The organism is Luteibacter sahnii (genome assembly GCF_034063545.1).
Lineage (GTDB): Bacteria > Pseudomonadota > Gammaproteobacteria > Xanthomonadales > Rhodanobacteraceae > Luteibacter > Luteibacter sahnii.
In genome coordinates this window covers 14,986-32,905 of record NZ_JAQLOK010000001.1, presented here as the reverse complement: position 1 = coordinate 32,905, position 17,920 = coordinate 14,986, and the positions used below count along the sequence as shown (strand labels likewise).

The 17,920-nt window shown below is 69.8% G+C and carries 13 protein-coding genes; 3 read left to right on the top strand and 10 right to left on the bottom strand.

The features are described 5' to 3' along the window. Window positions 1-155: 155 nt before the first annotated feature. From PI246_RS00145 to PI246_RS00115, 7 genes are all read right to left on the bottom strand, one after another. Window positions 156-1,376 (bottom strand): tetratricopeptide repeat protein, encoded by a 1,221-nt coding sequence (locus PI246_RS00145; RefSeq protein WP_320549260.1) that lies wholly within the window; start codon window positions 1,374-1,376, stop codon window positions 156-158. A 171-nt stretch (window positions 1,377-1,547) separates the two neighbouring features. Next, window positions 1,548-3,482, bottom strand: coding sequence for a response regulator (locus PI246_RS00140; protein WP_320549259.1), 1,935 nt, complete (start codon window positions 3,480-3,482; stop codon window positions 1,548-1,550). After that, on the bottom strand, window positions 3,469-4,314 hold the full coding sequence (locus tag PI246_RS00135; RefSeq protein ID WP_320549258.1) for a sensor histidine kinase: 846 nt from the start codon (window positions 4,312-4,314) through the stop codon (window positions 3,469-3,471). Before PI246_RS00135 ends, PI246_RS00140 begins: the two co-directional genes overlap by 14 nt. After that, window positions 4,311-5,318 carry an ATP-binding protein gene (locus tag PI246_RS00130; RefSeq protein ID WP_320549257.1) on the bottom strand — a complete coding sequence of 336 codons (1,008 nt, stop codon included), beginning with the start codon at window positions 5,316-5,318 and terminating at the stop codon, window positions 4,311-4,313. Before PI246_RS00130 ends, PI246_RS00135 begins: the two co-directional genes overlap by 4 nt. Next, window positions 5,309-5,713 carry an anti-sigma regulatory factor gene (locus tag PI246_RS00125; protein ID WP_320549256.1) on the bottom strand — a complete coding sequence of 135 codons (405 nt, stop codon included), beginning with the start codon at window positions 5,711-5,713 and terminating at the stop codon, window positions 5,309-5,311. Before PI246_RS00125 ends, PI246_RS00130 begins: the two co-directional genes overlap by 10 nt. After that, on the bottom strand, window positions 5,710-6,072 hold the full coding sequence (locus tag PI246_RS00120) for an STAS domain-containing protein (protein WP_320549255.1): 363 nt from the start codon (window positions 6,070-6,072) through the stop codon (window positions 5,710-5,712). The genes PI246_RS00125 and PI246_RS00120 overlap by 4 nt, the downstream gene beginning before the upstream one ends. A gap of 4 nt (window positions 6,073-6,076) precedes the next feature. Further along, on the bottom strand, window positions 6,077-6,934 hold the full coding sequence (locus PI246_RS00115) for an STAS domain-containing protein (protein WP_320549254.1): 858 nt from the start codon (window positions 6,932-6,934) through the stop codon (window positions 6,077-6,079). Between the two features lie 134 nt (window positions 6,935-7,068). On the opposite strand from PI246_RS00115, the gene PI246_RS00110 reads away from it, so the two are divergent. Further along, window positions 7,069-7,407, top strand: a complete 339-nt coding sequence (locus tag PI246_RS00110) for a response regulator (RefSeq protein ID WP_320549253.1) — start codon at window positions 7,069-7,071, stop codon at window positions 7,405-7,407. A gap of 118 nt (window positions 7,408-7,525) precedes the next feature. Further along, complete coding sequence (gene cycA / locus PI246_RS00105; RefSeq protein WP_320549252.1) at window positions 7,526-8,896, top strand: D-serine/D-alanine/glycine transporter; 1,371 nt, start codon at window positions 7,526-7,528, stop codon at window positions 8,894-8,896. Window positions 8,897-9,020: 124 nt separating this feature from the next. Here the strand turns inward: cycA and PI246_RS00100 are convergent, their stop codons facing one another. Next, on the bottom strand, window positions 9,021-9,506 hold the full coding sequence (locus tag PI246_RS00100) for a PH domain-containing protein (RefSeq protein ID WP_320549251.1): 486 nt from the start codon (window positions 9,504-9,506) through the stop codon (window positions 9,021-9,023). Window positions 9,507-9,759: 253 nt separating this feature from the next. Here PI246_RS00100 and PI246_RS00095 point away from each other — a divergent pair, with 253 nt between their 5' ends. Continuing rightward, window positions 9,760-10,551: a restriction endonuclease gene (locus PI246_RS00095; RefSeq protein WP_320549250.1), complete on the top strand. Its 792-nt coding sequence runs from the start codon at window positions 9,760-9,762 to the stop codon at window positions 10,549-10,551. Between the two features lie 4 nt (window positions 10,552-10,555). On the opposite strand, the gene PI246_RS00090 is transcribed toward PI246_RS00095, so the two are convergent. Both PI246_RS00090 and PI246_RS00085 read right to left on the bottom strand, forming a co-directional pair. After that, complete coding sequence (locus tag PI246_RS00090; protein ID WP_320549249.1) at window positions 10,556-11,884, bottom strand: lysozyme inhibitor LprI family protein; 1,329 nt, start codon at window positions 11,882-11,884, stop codon at window positions 10,556-10,558. Window positions 11,885-11,930: 46 nt separating this feature from the next. Then, complete coding sequence (locus PI246_RS00085) at window positions 11,931-17,879, bottom strand: autotransporter outer membrane beta-barrel domain-containing protein (RefSeq protein WP_320549248.1); 5,949 nt, start codon at window positions 17,877-17,879, stop codon at window positions 11,931-11,933. Window positions 17,880-17,920 lie beyond the last annotated feature (41 nt).

The following is a 17,920-nucleotide window of genomic DNA, read 5'->3' as shown; positions in this document are numbered from 1 at the left end:
GGCACCCAAGTGCACGTTCTTACGATCCCCTAAAGAATCGACCCCAAAGAACCGCCCCCACCCATCCCCTCGATAATGCCAGCGCAGACCACCCCGTCGCCCCTACCGCACGCCGGCCCTGGCGCCCCCACTTCCCATCCCCCATCCCCCAACGTTCAACCGATCTTCCACCACGGCCGCGGGTCCAGCTTCCGCATCGCCTTCAAATGCCCCTTGCTCGCCGCCTTGCGATACCACGCCTTGGCCATGGCCAGGCTACGCGTGACGCCATCGCCACGCTCGTGCATGGCGCCCAGTTCGTACTGGGCATCGGCGTGGTCCTGGTTGGCGGCCTGGCGATAGAGGCGCAGCACCTCATCGACCTGCCGCGGCACGCCGCGGGCGCCATCGATCATCTGCGCGAGGAGGAATTGCGCCCCCGCGTGGTCGCGGGCGGCGGCGAGCGCGAGCCAGCGCACCGCCTCCGGGTCGTTGCGCGCCACGCCGTCGCCGGTCGCCAGGCGCTGGCCCAGTTCGTACTGCGCCGCGGCGTCCTGCGGCCCCAGCGTCGCCGGCACCGCCTCGGGCATCGTCTCGAGGGCGACGAGGCGCTGGCGGGCCTCGCTATCGCCCTGCGCGGCCGCCTGGCTCAGCCAGCGGTGCGCGTGCGAGCGGTCCACCGGCAGGCCGCCGCTGCCCTCCATGTACATCTTGCCGAGCGCGAACTGGGCGCTGGCGTTACCCATCTCCGCCGCGCGCTGGTAGTTGAGGGCACCCAGGCGGGCGCTACGCGCCACGCCGATGCCGTCGCAATACATGTGCGCCACGCTGCACAGCGCGTCGGCGTAGCCGCGCGCGGTCGGCTCGCCGCGTTCCACGGCCTTGCTGTAGAAAGCGAAGGCCATCTCGGCATCCCGCCGGACGCCACGACCGAAGTAATACGACACGCCCAGGTTCACGCACGCCTGGACATGCCCCTGGTCGGCCGCCATGCCCCACCAGTGTAGCGCCTGGGCGCGACTGGCTTCCACGCCCTGGCCGCGGGCGTAAAGCGTGCCCAGCGCGCACTGTGCCTCGGCAAAGCCGGCATCGGCCGCCTTGCGATACCAGCTGACCGCCTCCGCGAAATCCTGGGGCACGCCGTCGCCATCGACGTAATACGCGGCCAGGCGACACTGCCCGTCGGGATGCCCCTGTTCGGCGGCACGGCGAAACCAGTGCGCCGCACGCTGGCGGTCGCGGGCGACGCGCTCGCCCGTGTCATACGCCTCGCCCACCCGGAACTGGGCATGGGCATCGCCGAGCTGGGCGTCGCGTTCGAGCCCGCCAAACTCGCGCAGGTCGTCCATCGCGGCGGCGAAATGCTCGTCCGCCAGCGGCCCCCTGACCTCGACCATCGCCCCGCCCCCCGCGTGTGATAGCGCGCATCATAGGCGTTCGCGAGGCGCGTGGACATGGCTTTTCGGCGGCCACCGACGCGATCGCGGCACGTCGGTGCCCGCCCCGACGCACCGATGATCCGGCCCGCCTCGTCGCTGGCCCCGGCAAGGGCCACCGGACGGGGCGACCTAGCCGAGCATGCGCCGCACGCGTCCGAGCAGGCCGTCGATCTCGAACGGCTTGAGGATCATGTCCATGTCGCGGCCGAGGAAGCGCGAACGGTCCACCGCGTTTTCCGCGTAGCCGGTCATGAAGATCACCGGCAGCGTCGGTCGCCAGGCCCTCGCCACTTCGGCCAGGTCGCGGCCGTTGAGACCCGGCATGCCGATATCGGTCAGGAGCAGGTGGAAGGCGTCGTCGCCGCGCAGCAGGCGCAACGCCTCGTCGGTATCGCCGGTGGCCACGCAGTCGTAGCCGGCGTCGCGCAGCACTTCGGCTGCCATCATCCGCAGCGACGCGGTGTCTTCGACCAGCAGGATGCGCTCGCCGCGCCCGCCTTCGATCGCATCGACGGGGGGCTCGGGCGCATCGACCGGCGCGCCACTGGCCGGCAGCAGCAGCGACACGTGCGTGCCGTCGCCGGGCGCGCTGCGAATGCGCGCGTGACCACCGGACTGCCGCGCGAAACCGTAGATCATCGACAGGCCCAGGCCCGTGCCCTGGCCGAGCGGCTTGGTGGTGAAGAACGGCTCGAACACCTTGTCGATCACCTCGGGCGGAATGCCCGCGCCGTCGTCGTCGACGGAAAGCATCAGATAGTCGCCCGCAGCGAGTTCGTCCCCGCCGGGCATGCTCACCCGCGACGTGCTCACGCGGATATGACCGCCGTCGGGCATCGCGTCGCGCGCGTTGATCACGAGGTTGATCACGGCGTTTTCGAGCTGGTTGGCGTCGACGCTCGCTACCGCGGGCGCGGCGTCCAGGTCGAGATCGAGCCCGATGCGCTCGCCCAGCGTGCGCCGGAGCATGTCTTCCAGCGACCGCACGCGCTCGTTGATGTCGGTGGGCCGAGTGTCCAGCGGCTGTTGCCGGGCGAAGGCGAGCAGGCGGTGCACCAGCGCGGCGGCACGGCGCGCCGAACCGAGCGCGGCGTCGATGAACCGTTGCACGCGTTCGGGGTGGCCGCTCTCGATCTGCCGGTTCACCAGGTCGATGCCGGTGATGATGCTGGTCAACAGGTTGTTGAAGTCATGGGCGATGCCGCCGGTGAGCTTGCCCAGCGCATCCATCTTCTGCGCCTGGAGCAGTTGCGACTCGGTGCGCTCGCGCTCGGCGATCTCGATCGCCAGCTGCGTCGTGGCGGTGTCGATGCGTTCAAGGTGATCCCGCTCGCGACGACGTTGTTCGGTAACGTCTTCGACGAAGACCAGGCCGGCACCGTCGCGGTAAGGCGTGATACGCCACTCCGTCTCGCGCACGCCCAGCACCGACTGCATGCCGAGCATGCCGTGCCAACGCCGCCGCGCCCGCACGGCGGCACGCATCTGGGCCAGGGCCTCGTCCTGGCCGGCGGTGAAACAGGCCGGCAGCGCCCCTTCGCACGCCGCCTGGCCGACGAGCCGGCGAAACGCGTCGTTCGCCTCCAGGACGGTCAGTTCGCCGTCGACCACGCCGATGGGCGCGGCGATGTGAACGAAGATCTCGCGGAACCGTGCTTCGGATTCGCGCAACGCCTCTTCGGTGGCACGCACGCGCAGCAGGGTACGCATGGTCGCCAGCAGCACGTCCGGATCGACGGGGTGGATCAGGTAAGCGTCCGCGCCGTTGTCCAGGCCGGTGATGAGGTCGCCGGTGTCGATCGACGCCGCCGACACGTGCACGACCGGCAACAGCTGCGTCTCGGGGGCGTCGCGCAGGCGGCGCACCACGTCGAAGCCGCTCATGTCCGGCAGGTTCACGTCGAGGATCAGCCCGGCGATGTCGTGCTCGGCCAGCATCGCGAGGCCTTCGGTGCCGGTGCCCGCCTCCAGGGCTTCGTAGCCATGACGTTCCATCGTCCGCCGCATCGCATAGCGCGTGGCGGCGTTGTCGTCGACGATGAGCAGCCGTTTACCCCTGGGCATCGGTCACCTCTTGCGGGGGAAGGGTCAGCGGCAGCACGACGTGGAACGTGGACCCCTGGCCGAGGCGGCTCTGAAGTCCCACGTCGCCACCGAGCAGGCGGGCGAACTGGCGGCACAGCGACAGGCCGAGCCCGGTGCCGCGCACGCGCTTCTGCAAGGGCGAATCGACCTGGGTGAAGTCCTCGAAGATCACCTGCTGCAGTTCCGGCGGCACGCCGATGCCGGTGTCTTTCACCGAGAAGCACACGCGGTCGTCGCCCTGCAGGTGCGCGGATACGCGCACTTCGCCGCGCGGCGTGAACTTCAGCGCGTTGGAGATGAAGTTGCGCAGGATCTGCGCCAGCTTCTTGTCGTCGGTGTAAAGCCGCGGCATGCCCCGGGGTTCTTCGAACACGAGGTCGGTCTGCCCGGACTCCACGATGGGGCGAAACATCCCTCGCAGCGCGGAGAAAAGGTCCATCAACTCGAACCATTCGGGCGAGATCGTGATGCGGCCGGCCTCGATCTTGGCCAGGTCGAGCAGGTCGTCCACCATGTCGCTCAGCTCGCGCGCGGCGCCGGCGACGAAGTCGACCTGGCGGCGCTGCTCGCCCGTGAGCGGGCCGTCCATTTCATCGGTGAGCAGCCGCGTCATGCTGAGGATGGACCCCAACGGCGTGCGGAACTCGTGACTCATGTACGACAGGAAGCGGCTTTTCAGCTCCGAGGCTTCGCGCAGCTGCGCGGCCTGGTTGTCCAGCTCGGCGTAGAGCGCGAGCACGCCCTGGTTGGTCTCGTCCAGCTCGGCGCGCAGGGCCTCGTTCTCAGCCCGCAGCGCCTCGATGTCGCTCATGCGCGATCCTCCAGCGTGATGGCCAGCACCGTGACGTCGTCGCGGCCCCGGTTGAAGTCCCGGTACAGCAGGGCGGCGATGACCGCGGGATGGCGGGTCACCAGGCCCGGATAGTCATGCAGGCTCCAGCGCGATTGCAGGCCGTCGCTGTGCATGAGCAGCACTTTGCCGGCGGTGGCCTTGAAATCGAACGCCTGCACGCGACGTGCGGCCGTACCCACGATGCCGGGGTGCGAGGCCAGGCCCCGGGAGCCGTCGCGATCGTGCAGGCTGCCCGAGATGTTGCCGATGCCACAGTAACGCAGCGCATCGCCGGCATGGCGGGCAAGCACCACCGCGCCACCCCGGGTCGGGGCCATGGCGGTGCCGAGGCGGCCCATGAGGTCGACGGGATCCCCGTCGGGCGCTTCCACGTAAGCACCCACGCACGCGGCGGCGGCCACGTGCGCGGCGTGGCCGTGGCCGAGACCATCCACCAGCGCCACGCAGGTCGCGTCGCCCGCGAAGGCGAGCGCCCAGCCATCGCCGCACGCCGGCTCGTCGGCGAGGCCCTGCTGGGTCACGCCAAAGCGAATATCCGCATGAGTGACGCCGCGCGGATACATTCGCGCCAGCACCACCGAACCACGATGATCGGCGTAGGCATCCATCACCTGCGACTGGCGACGGATCGCCCCGAGCCCTTCGCCACGCGAACCGGCCGTGGAGTAACCGTCGGGCAGGCACGTGGTCATGTCGAAGCCCCGGCCGCGGTCCACCGCGGTCACCGACACACCCATCGCCCCGTGGCCCGGTACGATGGCCACGTGGATCTCCCCACCCTGCGCATGGCGCAGCACGTTACCGGCCAGCTCGGTGGCGACGAGCGCCACGCGGCCTGCATCGGCTTCGTCGAAACCGATCTGCTCCGCCACCTGCTTCGCCACGCGCCGGACCTGGCCGACCTGCGTGCCGTCCTCCACGGCCACGATGAGCGTCGGCTCGCCGGCGTGGGTCAGCTCCATTTGCAGATCGTCACGCGGGTACCGTTGCCGGGCGCGCTCTCGAGCGAAAATTCGTCGACCAGGCGCCGGGCGCCGGTAAGGCCCAGGCCCAGCCCACCACCGGAAGTCCAGCCGTCGGTCATCGCCAGTTTCATGTCGGGGATGCCGGGGCCTTCGTCGCGGAACACGAGGCGGACGCCCTTGCGGATGCCTTCTTCGACCACTTCCCAGTCCATGTCGCCGCCACCGCCGTAGATCACGGTGTTGCGGGCGAGTTCGCTCGCGGCGGTCACCAGCTTGGTCTGGTCGACCAGGCGCAGGCCACTGGACACGGCCAGCTTGCGCACCTGCTGGCGCGCGAGCACCACGTCCTGCTCGGTGCGGACCGGATGCGAACCGCTGGAGGCGGCGGTCATTGGGTCTGCACGCGTTCGCGTAGCAGGTTCATGCCCCGCTCCACGTCCAGCGCCGTGAGCACGCCGGGCATGGTCAGGCCCAGTTCGACCAGGGTGATCGCGACGGCGGGCTGCATGCCCACCACCACGGTTTCGGCGTCCATGATCTTCGACAGGCCGGAGATCGTGCTGATCATGCGGCCGATGAAGGAATCGACGATGTCCAGCGCGGAAATATCGAGGAGGACGCCACGTGCCGAGGTACGGCTGATGCGTTCGGAGAGATCGTCCTGCAGGGCCAGCGCGAGCTGGTCGTGCATGTCGACCTGGATGGTGACGAGCAGGAACTCGCCCATGCGCAGGATGGGGATGCGGTCCATGGAATCAGCCCGCCTTGCCCACCGCGTAACCCGACCGCTTCAGCGCCAGCGCGAGCGCATCGGCGAGGTTGGCCTTGGTGACGATGCCCTGCAGGTCCAGGCCCAGGTGCACGATGGTCTGGGCGATCTGCGGGCGCACGCCGCTGATGATGGCATCGGCACCCATGAGGCGGATGGCCGTCACCGTCTTGAGCAGGTGCTGGGCGACGAGCGTATCCACCGTGGGCACGCCCGTGATGTCGATGATGGCGATTTCCGAGCCGGTCTCGACGATGCGCTGGAGCAGGGACTCCATCACCACCTGGGTGCGCTGGGAATCGAGCGTGCCGATCATCGGCAGCGCCAGCACGCCGTCCCACAGCTTGACCACCGGGGTGGACAGCTCGAGCAGTTCTTCCTGCTGGCGGGCGATGACTTCTTCGCGCGACTTCTGGAAGGTGCGGATCGTATGCATGCCGAGCGCGTCGAGCAGCTCGGACACGGCCCAGAGCTGGGCGGCGAGCGCTTCGGCGTTATCGGCGTACTCTTTCTGCAACAGTTCGAACAGCGGGCGCTTCAGCGAAAAGATGAAGCTGGCGGTGTGCTGCGAGTCGAAGCCGAGCTGCGCGCGGCTGCGCGAGAGCTTTTCGAGGAAAGCGCGCGTTTCGCTCCATTCGTTGCTGGCCAGCGATGCGGCATCGCCGGTGCTCGAGCCGACGACGACCAGACGCAGGAATTCACGGGTCTGCGCATCGAATTCGGCGTGCGAAATGCGCATGTCGCGAGAGGCGCCCGAGTGCTCCAGGTTCGCGGACCAACTGGCAAGCAGCGGGGCTTCGTTCCGGCGGATGGCGTCGATGGTGCGCTGGCTGAGCTCGGACATAAGACCCCCTGGAAAACGCTATGATGCGTGGACTCGTGGCGCAATGGAATAGCGCTTGCCACAGCGGGTTTTTGACGCATTCTTCACGCGTCAATGGTTAATTCCCCACCCCCGATTTACCGTCCCGGAACACCATGGCCACGATCCTCCTAGTCGAAGACGACGACACCATTCGCGAACTCACCGCCATGATCCTGGAGGGCGAGGGTCACGACGTGCATGCGGCGGCCAACGGCGACGCGGCGGAAACCTGGCTGCAGACGCAGACCCCCGCCGTGCTGTTCACCGACCTGCGCATGCCGGGCACGCTGAGCGGTCGGGACCTCGCCGAGCGCCATCGCGATATCCCCGTGCTGGTGACCTCGGGCGAAGCGCGCGAGCAGCACGACTGGCTGACCCCAGGCATGGAGTACCTCTCCAAGCCCTATGACCGCAAGACGCTGATCGCCGCCCTCGCCCGCGTCATGGGCTGATCCCCGCCAGGTCCTCATGACCCGTCGCGTGCGGCGGGGCGTGCGTGTGCGCGTCCTTGCCGGTTCGGCGGCGCCCCCGTATGTTCTCGGCTTCGCCACGTCCTACGGATCGTTTGCCATGTCCCTTCCGCCCGACCAGGCCGAACATCTCCGGCGCAGCCTTTCCAACCGCCACCTCCAGCTCATCGCCATCGGCGGCGCGATCGGCACGGGCTTGTTCATGGGCTCGGGCAAGACGATCAGCCTGGCCGGGCCGTCGATCCTGCTGGTCTACCTCATCATCGGGGTGATGCTGTTCTTCGTGATGCGCGCGATGGGCGAGCTGCTGCTGTCCAACCTCCAGTACAAGTCGTTCATCGATTTCTCGACCGACCTGCTCGGCCCCTGGGCGGGGTTCTTCTGCGGCTGGACGTACTGGTTCTGCTGGATCATCACGGCCATCGCCGACGTGATCGCCATCGCCTCGTACGCGCAGTACTGGTTTCCCGGGCTGGCGCCGTGGATTCCGGCCTTGCTGTGCGTCGGCCTGCTGCTCGCCCTCAACCTGACCACGGTGCGGCTGTTCGGCGAGCTGGAGTTCTGGTTTGCCTTGATCAAGATCGTGGCGATCTGCGCCTTGATCGTCACCGGTTTCGGCATGATCGCCTGGCACTTCCGCTCGCCGGACGGGCACGTGGCCTCGCTGACCCACCTGTGGGACGACGGCGGGTTCTTCCCCATGGGCCTCGGCGGATTTTTCGCGGGATTCCAGATCGCGGTGTTCGCCTTCGTGGGCATTGAGCTGGTGGGAACGACGGCGGCGGAAACGGCCGATCCGACGCGCAACCTGCCCAAGGCGATCAACTCGATCCCGGTGCGGATCATCCTGTTCTACGTGTTCTCGCTGATCGTGATCATGTCGGTCACGCCATGGCGCCAGGTGCTGCCGGGCAAGAGTCCGTTCGTGGAACTGTTCGTGCTGGCGGGCATCCCGGCGGCGGCGAGCCTGATCAACTTCGTGGTGCTCACCTCGGCCACCTCCTCGGCCAACAGCGGCATCTTCTCCACCAGCCGCATGATGTACGGCCTGGCGCAGGAGGATCACGCCCCTGCCGCGTTCCGTCGCCTGTCGCGGGCGGCGGTGCCGTCGAACGGCCTGCTCTTCTCGTGCCTGTGCCTGCTGGGCGGGGCGATGCTGGTGTACCTGATCCCGAACCTGGTCACGGCCTTTACGCTGGTCACGACGCTGTCGGCGATCCTGTTCATGTTCGTGTGGTCGCTGATCCTCTGCGCATACATCGTTTACCGGAAGAAGCGCCCGGAACTGCACGCGGCGTCGCTCTACCGGATGCCCGGCGGCGTGGCGATGTGCTGGGTGTGCCTGGCGTTCTTCGCATTCGTGCTGGTACTGCTGTCGCTGCAGACCGACACCCGCCAGGCGCTGATCGCCAGCCCGGCCTGGTTCGCCCTGCTGGGCATCGGTTATGCGCTGCGTCGGCGCAAGGCCTGAGCGATCGGGCAGGACGCGCGTCGGTCGGCATCGTGTTCGCTAGCGAAAGGGCGGGCGCCGAGGAATGCCAACCGGCCCAACAACCGGGCGGCGGCACCTATCGCCGAAGCATGCGCCAGCACGCCTACGCAGCGGCGGCCGCGCGGAGGGCGGCGACCAGGCGGTCAGGTTCGTCGGGGCCGAGCAGCACGGGCTTGCCGTTGGCGAGCCTGACCACCACGCCGCGCTCGCGGTTTCGCGCGTAGACCCGCACCGAACCCAACCGCCGCGACCAGTACCACCCATGGAAGGCGAAAAAACCGCCGTTGCCGAACAACCGCACCAGCCCCCGGAATGCCTCGTCGTCCTGCACCACCGTGGCGCCGCGCAAGTCGAACGTCGTGCGCCCGACCTGGCGCCGCACGATCAACGCATGGCCCTGGACCTCGTAACGCAACGGCGACAGCGCATACGCCAGCGCCAGCACCACGAGCAGCAGCCCCCCGATCGGCATCGCCGCCACGTCGTTGACCCGGGCGGACAGGAACAGGATGACCCCGAGGCAAACCAGGATCGTCGTCAGACCGACCCACCGCGCGGTGGCGGACATGCGTGTCGCAAAGGTCTGCATCGATGACGCCTCGGTGGTCGCGGGGGCCCGCGCGGCGCGGAGTCTACTCCGGTTGGCGCTGGCGCGCCGGGCCACGCGACAACCGATAGCCAAATTCGGCCAGCTCGTCATTTTCGTGAAGCCGTTCGTAGGAAAGTCGTTATAGTCGCCGGATGCCTCCGGTCCTAGCCGGAGTGCCACAGGGGAAGGCCATGGAAGTCGTTTCGGGCACCCGCGGGCGCCGCACTGGGGTCATCACGCCGGGCACGCCGCGATGAGCGGCTTCAAGCCCGTCAGGCACCGCTACGACGATGCCCTCACGCGCGTGTCCTGGCAGGATTTCGAACGGCTCGTCGCCGATCACTTCCGGGACGCCGGTTACCGAGTCGAACACCGGGGCACCGGCGAAGGCCAGCGCCGCACCGACGGCGGCATCGACCTGCTCCTGCATCGCGCCCCGGAAACCATCCTCGTGCAGTGCAAGCACTGGACGGCGTTCCAGGTGCCCCATAACGCGGTGCACGAACTGATCGGCGTGATGCACACCGCGTCGGCCACCGGCGCCATCGTGGTCACCTCCGGCGAATTCACCAAGGCCGCCATCGAAGCCGCGGCGAAGTTCCGCCACGTGCGGCTCATCGACGGTCGCGCGGTGCGCGCCATGCTGGGCCCGCTGGGCGAGCCTCTGCCGCCCCTGCCCACCTGGGTGGAGGTGCGTCAGCACCGCCGGCCGCCGCCGCCGTCACCCCGCTCGCACCTGGTCGCCGCCGGTGCCGCCATCGCCGTCATGGGAGCCGCGCTGCTGGGGCTTTACGCCTACTACCTGCAGGAAATCGAGGAGGCGCGACAGATGGCGATGCGCGGCATGGCGACGTCCGCCGTGACCGTGGTGCGACCGCCGCCGGTCGTCGCTTCCCCGCATCCCGCGCCGCCCACCGCGGCGGCGATCGGCGCGACGGAGGTGCCGCGCGCCACGCACCTGTCCCGGCGCGAGGCGTCCGAGTGGGCCCGGCAGAACGCGGCCTCGATGAAGATCCTCGAACGCACCACGCCCGAACTGCGCTGAGGCGTTACAGATCCGCGCGCGGCGTCGGCGGCACCGCCGAAGTAAACAGCAGGCGCCCGCGGCGAGTCTCGACGTAGACGGACGCCACGGGCTGCAGGTGGCCGTCCTTCAGGCGCCACGCCGACACTACCCAGTCGTCGTTCGCCCGCCAGCCGACGTGGCCATGACCGATCAGGCCCATCAGGGTCTCGCCACGGAAGACGATAGGAAACGGCGTCGCCTCGCTGTCGTAGACGCTCATGCGGCCGCCCGTCATCGTCGTACCGAAGTCGGGCAGTTCGGGAAAGCCGTCGTCGCCCTGCCCGTTCAGCGGTCCGCCCTTGGCCCGCGCTGCCACCACCGCGGCGTCGTACGCGGTCTTGTCGGCGTCCTTGGGCAAGCGGTCGATGGTGCCCGCCTGCGGGCGCTGGTCGTATCGGGACACCAGGGGCATGACCTGCGTGACGAACGCGTCGCACGGGCTCTGCCTGGGCGCGCAGGCCGAACCGATCGGCGCCAGCGCGTGGTCGAAACGCAGCGACAGCTCCAACGCGGGGCCGAAGCGCTTGCCATCCCAACGACTGGCGGCGAGCGTCACGTCGTCGCGCGAGGCCACGTCCATGCGTAGCGCGGCGACATCCTGGCCGATGCGCGCCAACTCGTGATCCGAGCCGCAATCGGTGCCCCACACCGCGGGCATGGCGACACCGGTGGCCTGCTTGCCATCGAGCCGGTACGGCACCTCGGTGTAGCACGCGGCGGAGCCGTCGATGCTGTACACCGAGCCCACCGGCGCACTGGCGAGCACACGCGCCACGAGGGTCTCGCCGTCGTCCGGCAACGCCTTGCGCAAGGCCGCGTCGGGCTGGAACGGCAGTTTCGACACGCTATCGACGCGTTGGTCGGTCGCCAGCGTGATCGTGCCCGCCTTGGCGAGCGCCTCGATGACGTTGTCCGGGCCGGACGACAGCCTCGCCACGCCGGTGGCCAAGGCGTCGAGCGGGCGCGACGGCGGCACGCCGAGGCCCTTGAGCTGGTCGATGCGGCGCGTGTACAGCGTTTTCAGCACGCCGGTCAGCGCGTCTTTCGCCGCGCCGGTGGAAAACGTCCATGCGATGTCGTCCCGCGTGGCGAGCCAGTGGCGCTGGTCGAGGCGCAGGTCGTCCGCCTGCGCGGGATGCCGCTTCAGGGCATCGCGGAAGGCATCGCCCAGCGCGCTGTCCAGCGACGACAGCGCCGGCGTCGCGCAGACCGCCTTCTCGCCCGCGCTGGATGCCTTGCCGCAGTCGAATCCCGCGGCCGTCGCGATGCCGGGTACCAGCATCGCGACGACCCATGCGCTGACCTGCTTCATGCCGTGCTCCGTGAGAGATAACGGCGCCGATGATGACGCCGCGCCCTCAGAACATCCAGTTGAGGCTTAACCGCGCCGACTGATCCCTCGCGTGACGCGCGAACTGGCCGGTGTATGCCGCGTCGACGGTGACCGCGGTCCACGGCGTAAAACGCAGGCCGACGTTCGCCACACCGGCGTTTGCCGCGATCGGCGTGCCGGCCACCACGAACGCGTCGCCGCCTGCGTCGAAGCGCTGACGACTAAGCATCCCGGTATCACCCCACGCGTGCTGCCAGCCCAGGCTGCCGAAGACACCGACGACGCCGTCGGCGGAAAGATCCCAACGGCCGCGCAGGCCGGCCGTGCCGAACGTCTGCGCCGTGGTCTCGCCGGCCACGTCGAGCGCGGCGGGACCGCCCCGCTCGCGCGCGGCGTCGGTGCGCAATTGCTGCCGCGCGAGATTGACGAAGGGATCGATCGACCCGTGCGCCAGCCGGATGTCATACGCCGCCTCGACGAAGGCCTGTGCCGAGCGCGCCCGCTGGCTGGCTTCGAGTCGCCCGGCCAATCCCGTGACGTCCACCGTGCGGTGCGTGTCGATGTCGCGGCGGCTGTAGAGCGCACCCGCCTGCCAGAGCACGTCGCCCAGGCGGCCACCGCCGTAAAGCGCGGCCGTGCGCGTGACACCCTGTGCATCGTCGCCACCGGCGGAGGCCGACACATGGCCCGTGCCCAGCGCGACGCCGATCCGCGCGTCGCTACCTACACCGGTGTCCGCACCGACGATCACGCCACCGCCGTTGGCGCGCAGGCGCGATGCGTTGCCGTCGCCGTCGTGGTCGCCCCAGTGCCCCCAGGTCGCGGCCCACGCGCCAGCGGCGGCATCCGCGCCCTGGGCATACGACGCGACCAGATGCTGATTGATCGCGTCGCGCTGGTAGCGGTCGTCGTCGGCCAGGGCACCACGCAGGTTGGCGTGGATCTCGCCCGAGAGGTTGTCGAACGCGTGACGCGCACCGGCGGCATCCAGCGCCACCACCGCGTCATAGATCGACGCGCCGGCCCCCGCCGCTTCGATCCCACCGCCGGCGGCGCGCTGGTTGCGCGTCACCCCCACGGCGGGAAACGCCACCGGGTTGCGGCTCAGCACGAGGTTCACCGTGGTGGCGGTGTACGCCAGCGTCGGCGTGAGGAAGGCGAGGTTGCTAGACACCCCGGCAAACGTACCGTTGATGCCTCCCGCGGCGGACAGAATGGTGTACGTGTTCATCGCCGTCCACCGCGTGCCCGTGCCCAGGCTCACCACCGAACCGCCGCCGAGCCGTGCGACGCCGTCGACGACGAGACGGTCGCTTTGACCGGCATCGTTGACGTCCACCGCATAGAGCGAACCGGCGGCCATCTGAAGGTCGCCGTGGAAGGCCAGCCGCGCGATCGAGCCGCTGCCGCCCGGGGAGACCGTGGCACCGGACGCGACGCTCGCCGAGCCCGCCGCGCCACTACCGGTAAGCTGCGTGCCGCTGGCCATCGCGAGCGAGCCGCCGAGCGTGCCGTCCAGTTGCAGGATGCCCGCCTCGATGACGCTCGTGCCGGTCACGGCCGCGCTGTTGCCCGTCAGGTGGAGCATGCCGTTGCCCAGCTTGTTGAAGCCGCCCTCGCCGGACATCGTGCCCGCGTAGGTCACGTCGTCCGAACGATCGAGCACCAGCGCACCGTGGTTGACGATGCTGGCGGGCAAGGTGCCCTGCACGCCGCCATCGCCGACGGTCAGCGTACCCGCGGCGATCGTGGTCAGGCCGCCGTAGGCCGCGTTGCCCAGCAGCACGAGGTTGCCGCTGCCGGCCTTGGTGAGGTTGCCCGTGGTAGCGCCATCGGCGATGGTGCCGGCGGCGACGACCCGGCCGTCGACGTCCACCGTGACCTGGCCGGCCAGGGTGAGCGGATTCAGGAGCGGGCGGCTCTGCTGCGGCACCGCCAGCGCCAGCGTGGTGCCATCGTGCAGCGCCACCGCGCCGGCGCCCAGTGCCCCGCCGTCGGTGACACGCAACGTGCCCGCTTCCACGTCCGTTCCGCCGCTGTACGTGCCGCCCGCGGTGAGCGCCAGCGTGCCGGTACCGGTCTTGCGCAGGGTGCCGGACACAAGGACGCCCGTTGTCGCGTCATCCGTGACGTTGCCTTCCAGGGTCAGCGTGTCGGTACCGTTGACGGCAAGCGTGGCGTTGCCGGCGAGCAGCAGCGGATTCGACAACGCGATGCCATCGGCGCCGGCTTCGAACGTCGCCCCGTCGCGCACGCCCAGCGCCCCGTTGCCCATGGCGGCGGCGGCGCCGATGCGGAGCGTGCCGCCGTCGACGAACGTGTTGCCGCTGATCGATTGCGCGGCATCGATCTCCAGCGTACCGGCACCGCGTTTCGTCAGCTGTCCGACGCCCGTGATGGGGCCGTTCCAGCGGAACGTGTTATTCGCGTCGGCGATGTCGATGCCGCCGCTCGAGAACAGCTCCAGTGCGCGCGACGTCGCGTCGTAGGCGGTGCCGGTGATGCGCAGCGTGCCGCCCTGGAGTACCACGTGGCCACTCGCGTCACCGAGGTTGCGGTCGTCGGCCACGGCGAGCGTACCGCCCTGAATCATCGTACCGCCGGTGTAGAGGTTGTCGCCGCCGAGCACGAGCGTGCCCGCGTCGGTCTTGGTCAGGCCCTGGTTGCCCGTGAGCACCGAGCCGAGGGTGGCGACGTAGCCGGCGCTGCTCGCGCTGCCATCGCCCACGCGAACGGTCGGGGCGAGGCCGCCCGACACCAGCGCCAGCGGATCGCCCGACACCTGGTAGCCGTCGCTCAGGAACTGCATGCCGCTGGCGGTCACCGCGCCGGCGCTGCCGTCCACGGTGACCTGGCCCGACGCACCGCCGAACACGGCGAAGCCCGGCTGCGGCGTCATCGCCGCGGTAAGGCTGCCCTGCGCATCCGTCCACACCGGGGAGGTCACGCTCCACGTGCCGCTGCCGCCGCCCATCTGCGTGGCGTTGGCCGCACCGTTGGCGTTCCAATAGTTCAGCGTGGTGTTGGTGGTGTCGACGAGGTTGATGCGCCGGTCGCCGGTCAGCGTCACCAGCTGCAGGCTCTGGCCGACCGGCGTGCTGCCGAGCGCGATACCGCCGTGGGTTAGCGCGAGCGTCCCGGTGTAAGAAAACAGGTTGTAGACGCCCGGCCCCATGCCGCCGGCGTCAACGACGTTCACCATGACACCGCCCAGCGCCAGGTTGCCGTTCACCGCCACCGTGTCGCCCACGCCCGAGGCGCCGAGTTCGGCGGTGATCGAGGTGCCCTGGGCCAGGCTCACGTCACCGTCGACCGACAGCGTGCCGATGGAGTTGCCTGGCGAAAGCACCGAGCCGGTAGCCATCGTGACGTTGCCGACGATCCGGCCGTGGCCGCCGAGCGATGCACCGGCCGCGACGTCGACCGGCCCCGCCAGCGTCGCGGCGCTGCCAGCCACGCTGCCGACGACCAACTCGCCGCCCAGCACCTGGGTGCGGCCCTGGAAGGCGGAGCCGTCGCCGTCGAACAACAATTTGCCCGCGCCGCGCTGCACGAGCAGGCCCGAGCCACCGAGAGCCTCGGTGAAGCGCGCCGTGTCGCTGCGGTTAAACGCAAGCGTGCCCTGGTCGATCACATCCGCGGTCAGCGCACCGAGGGTGCCGCCGTTGCCGACGTTGAGCACCGTGCCCGCGGCGACGTTCGCGACGGTGTTCGCGGTCACGCTGCCGGTGATCGTGGCGCCCTGGCTCGCGGCGAGATCGAACGTACCCACCTGTACGTTGCCGTTGAAGGTCACCGGCACGCTATCGGTGAGCGAGAACGTCGATGCGGCGACGTTGCCGACGGTGCCGATGGCGTTGCCGGCCTGGGTCAGAGTCACGTTTCCCGGGGTGGAGACGGTGAGCTGCGGCGCCACGATCGCCCCGCCGGTCTGCTGGATGGCCGCCGTGGACGACAACGACACCGTACCCGACGCGGTGAGCGAGCCGGCAAGCGGCAGGCTGCCCGTAGCCTGCAGGGTCAGGTTGCGCGCGGCGAGCGCGCCGGGCGCCATCGCGCCCGTCAGCTGGATATCGCCCTGCGTGGATACGCTCGACGGCAGCGTGATCGTGCCCTGGCTGGCAAGCACGAGGTCGCCGGAGGCACCGAGCGACAGCGAGCCGATCGCGAGATTGGTGCGCGAGGCGATATCGACGTTGTTGGCCTGGATCTGCAACGGCCCGCCGAAGGTGTTGCCGGCGCCGATGAGGTAAAGGCTGCCGGCGGTGGCATAGGCGCTGCCGTTGGCGACGGTGAAATCGCCGTTCTGCGCGATGTCGCCCGTGGCGCTCAGGGAGAGCGTTCCGGCGTTCACCGCACCGATCGCGAGCGTGTTCGCGTTGACGGTCACCGTCGAGAGCGCGCCTGTCGCGCCGAGTGCACCGCCGAACGTCACCGCGCCCGTGGGAGCGTTCACGGTGAGCGCGTGCGCACCGCCCTGGCTGTCGATCGTCGTATCGAAGCCGATCGACGACGCCGAACTGGCGAAGGTCGTGTCCTGGTTGACGCGCACCGGGCCACCGTAGTGCTGGCTCCCGGTCGTCTGCATCGTGCCGTTGAACACATTCAGCTGGCCGGGCCCAAGGACGTTGACCTGGCCGGTGAGATTGATTCCCCGGAGATTGAAGGCGCCGCTGCCGCTGCTGACGACGTTGCCGCTGCCGGTGATGGCGCCGCCCATATCCAGGGCCTGCGTGCGCGTGAGGGTCAGCGTGGCATCGCCGCCATCGAGGGTCGCGCCGTAGAGCGCCGACGCCGCGCTGGAGACGACCGTTGCCGTGGCCCCCGAGGCGAGTTCGAGCACGCCCTGCACCACGGATCCGGATGCAAGCATCAACACGCTGTTCTGGCCGTTGAAGACCACCGACGGCGCATAGTCGGTGGCCCCGATGCCGCCGGACAGGGTGCCGCCGTTGGTGATGACGGCGTTGGACTGGGTCACGATGCCCGCGCCGGCCGCGCCGCCGCCGGTGGCGTCGCCCCCCTGGATCGTGCCGGCGTTGGTCACCGTGAGGTTCGTGCCGAGCGCGCGGATACCCGCGCCGGAGGCGCCGTCCAAACCATTGCCGACCACGCCCTGTGACACGCCGCCCGCGCCACCCATGCCGCCGCGGATCAGGCTGGTGCGGTCACCGACGAGGATGTTCGCGTTGACGCCCAGCACGAGCACGCCGTCGCCACCGCCACCGCCACCGCCGCCCCACGTGGGCGCCGCGCTGGTCGATTGGCCACCCTGGCCACCCTGGCCGCCCGTGAGGCTCGACGAGGCGCCGAGGGTCAGTTGCTGGCTGCCGCCGCCGGCCATGATCATGGCCGCCCCACCGCCGCCGCCACCGGCCCCACCGGTGCCGGAGTCCGGCGTGCCGCCGGTGCCGCCCGCGCCACCGATGAAGACGCTGCCCGTACCGGTGGCGAGGTCGCCCATCCCGTCGTAGGCCGCTCCACCGCCGCCGCCGCCGCTGGGCACCCGCAAACTGGCGGTGCCGTCACCGCCCCGGCCGCCGACGATGGCGCCGTTGACGTTGGTGCCAGTGCCGCCGCCCGCCCCGCCCGACGGACCGGCCGAACCATCCGCGTCGATACCCGTGGCGCCCGTGCCGCCGTTGCCGGCCGACGACGATCCACCGGCGATGTCGACGTGCGTGCCGGCGATGTTCATCGCCGAACCGCCCTGTCCATTGCCCTGGCCGCCGTTGGCGGCGCGGTCGCTGGTGGTGGTGCCACCGGCCGCGCCGCACTGCTGGCAGACCTGTGCCGCGCTGGGCGCGGCGAGCGCCAGGAGGCCGCAGGCCATGAGGGCGAGCGCGAACCGGCTCGGCCGGGGACGCGATGACGTGCCGGCGGCGGCGGACGTGACAGCCGACGAGGCAAGTTCGGACGCGACCTGGACGACGCGCAGCGCGCGGTTCCATACCAGACGGTATGTGCGGTTCATCGAGTATTCCCCTGGACATATGGTTTGCCGGCCCCACCCTC

Bases quoted from the DNA above. Each gene is read 5' to 3' on its own strand.
- PI246_RS00110 (WP_320549253.1), top strand. From the start codon at position 7,069: ATGGCCACGATCCTCCTAGTCGAAGACGACGACACCATTCGCGAACTC.
- PI246_RS00120 (WP_320549255.1), bottom strand. From the start codon at position 6,072: ATGGACCGCATCCCCATCCTGCGCATGGGCGAGTTCCTGCTCGTCACC.
- PI246_RS00085 (WP_320549248.1), bottom strand. From the start codon at position 17,879: ATGAACCGCACATACCGTCTGGTATGGAACCGCGCGCTGCGCGTCGTC.
- PI246_RS00125 (WP_320549256.1), bottom strand. From the start codon at position 5,713: ATGACCGCCGCCTCCAGCGGTTCGCATCCGGTCCGCACCGAGCAGGAC.
- PI246_RS00115 (WP_320549254.1), bottom strand. From the start codon at position 6,934: ATGTCCGAGCTCAGCCAGCGCACCATCGACGCCATCCGCCGGAACGAA.
- PI246_RS00145 (WP_320549260.1), bottom strand. From the start codon at position 1,376: ATGGTCGAGGTCAGGGGGCCGCTGGCGGACGAGCATTTCGCCGCCGCG.
- PI246_RS00090 (WP_320549249.1), bottom strand. From the start codon at position 11,884: ATGAAGCAGGTCAGCGCATGGGTCGTCGCGATGCTGGTACCCGGCATC.
- PI246_RS00100 (WP_320549251.1), bottom strand. From the start codon at position 9,506: ATGCAGACCTTTGCGACACGCATGTCCGCCACCGCGCGGTGGGTCGGT.
- PI246_RS00135 (WP_320549258.1), bottom strand. From the start codon at position 4,314: ATGAGCGACATCGAGGCGCTGCGGGCTGAGAACGAGGCCCTGCGCGCC.
- PI246_RS00140 (WP_320549259.1), bottom strand. From the start codon at position 3,482: ATGCCCAGGGGTAAACGGCTGCTCATCGTCGACGACAACGCCGCCACG.
- PI246_RS00095 (WP_320549250.1), top strand. From the start codon at position 9,760: ATGAGCGGCTTCAAGCCCGTCAGGCACCGCTACGACGATGCCCTCACG.
- cycA (WP_320549252.1), top strand. From the start codon at position 7,526: ATGTCCCTTCCGCCCGACCAGGCCGAACATCTCCGGCGCAGCCTTTCC.
- PI246_RS00130 (WP_320549257.1), bottom strand. From the start codon at position 5,318: ATGGAGCTGACCCACGCCGGCGAGCCGACGCTCATCGTGGCCGTGGAG.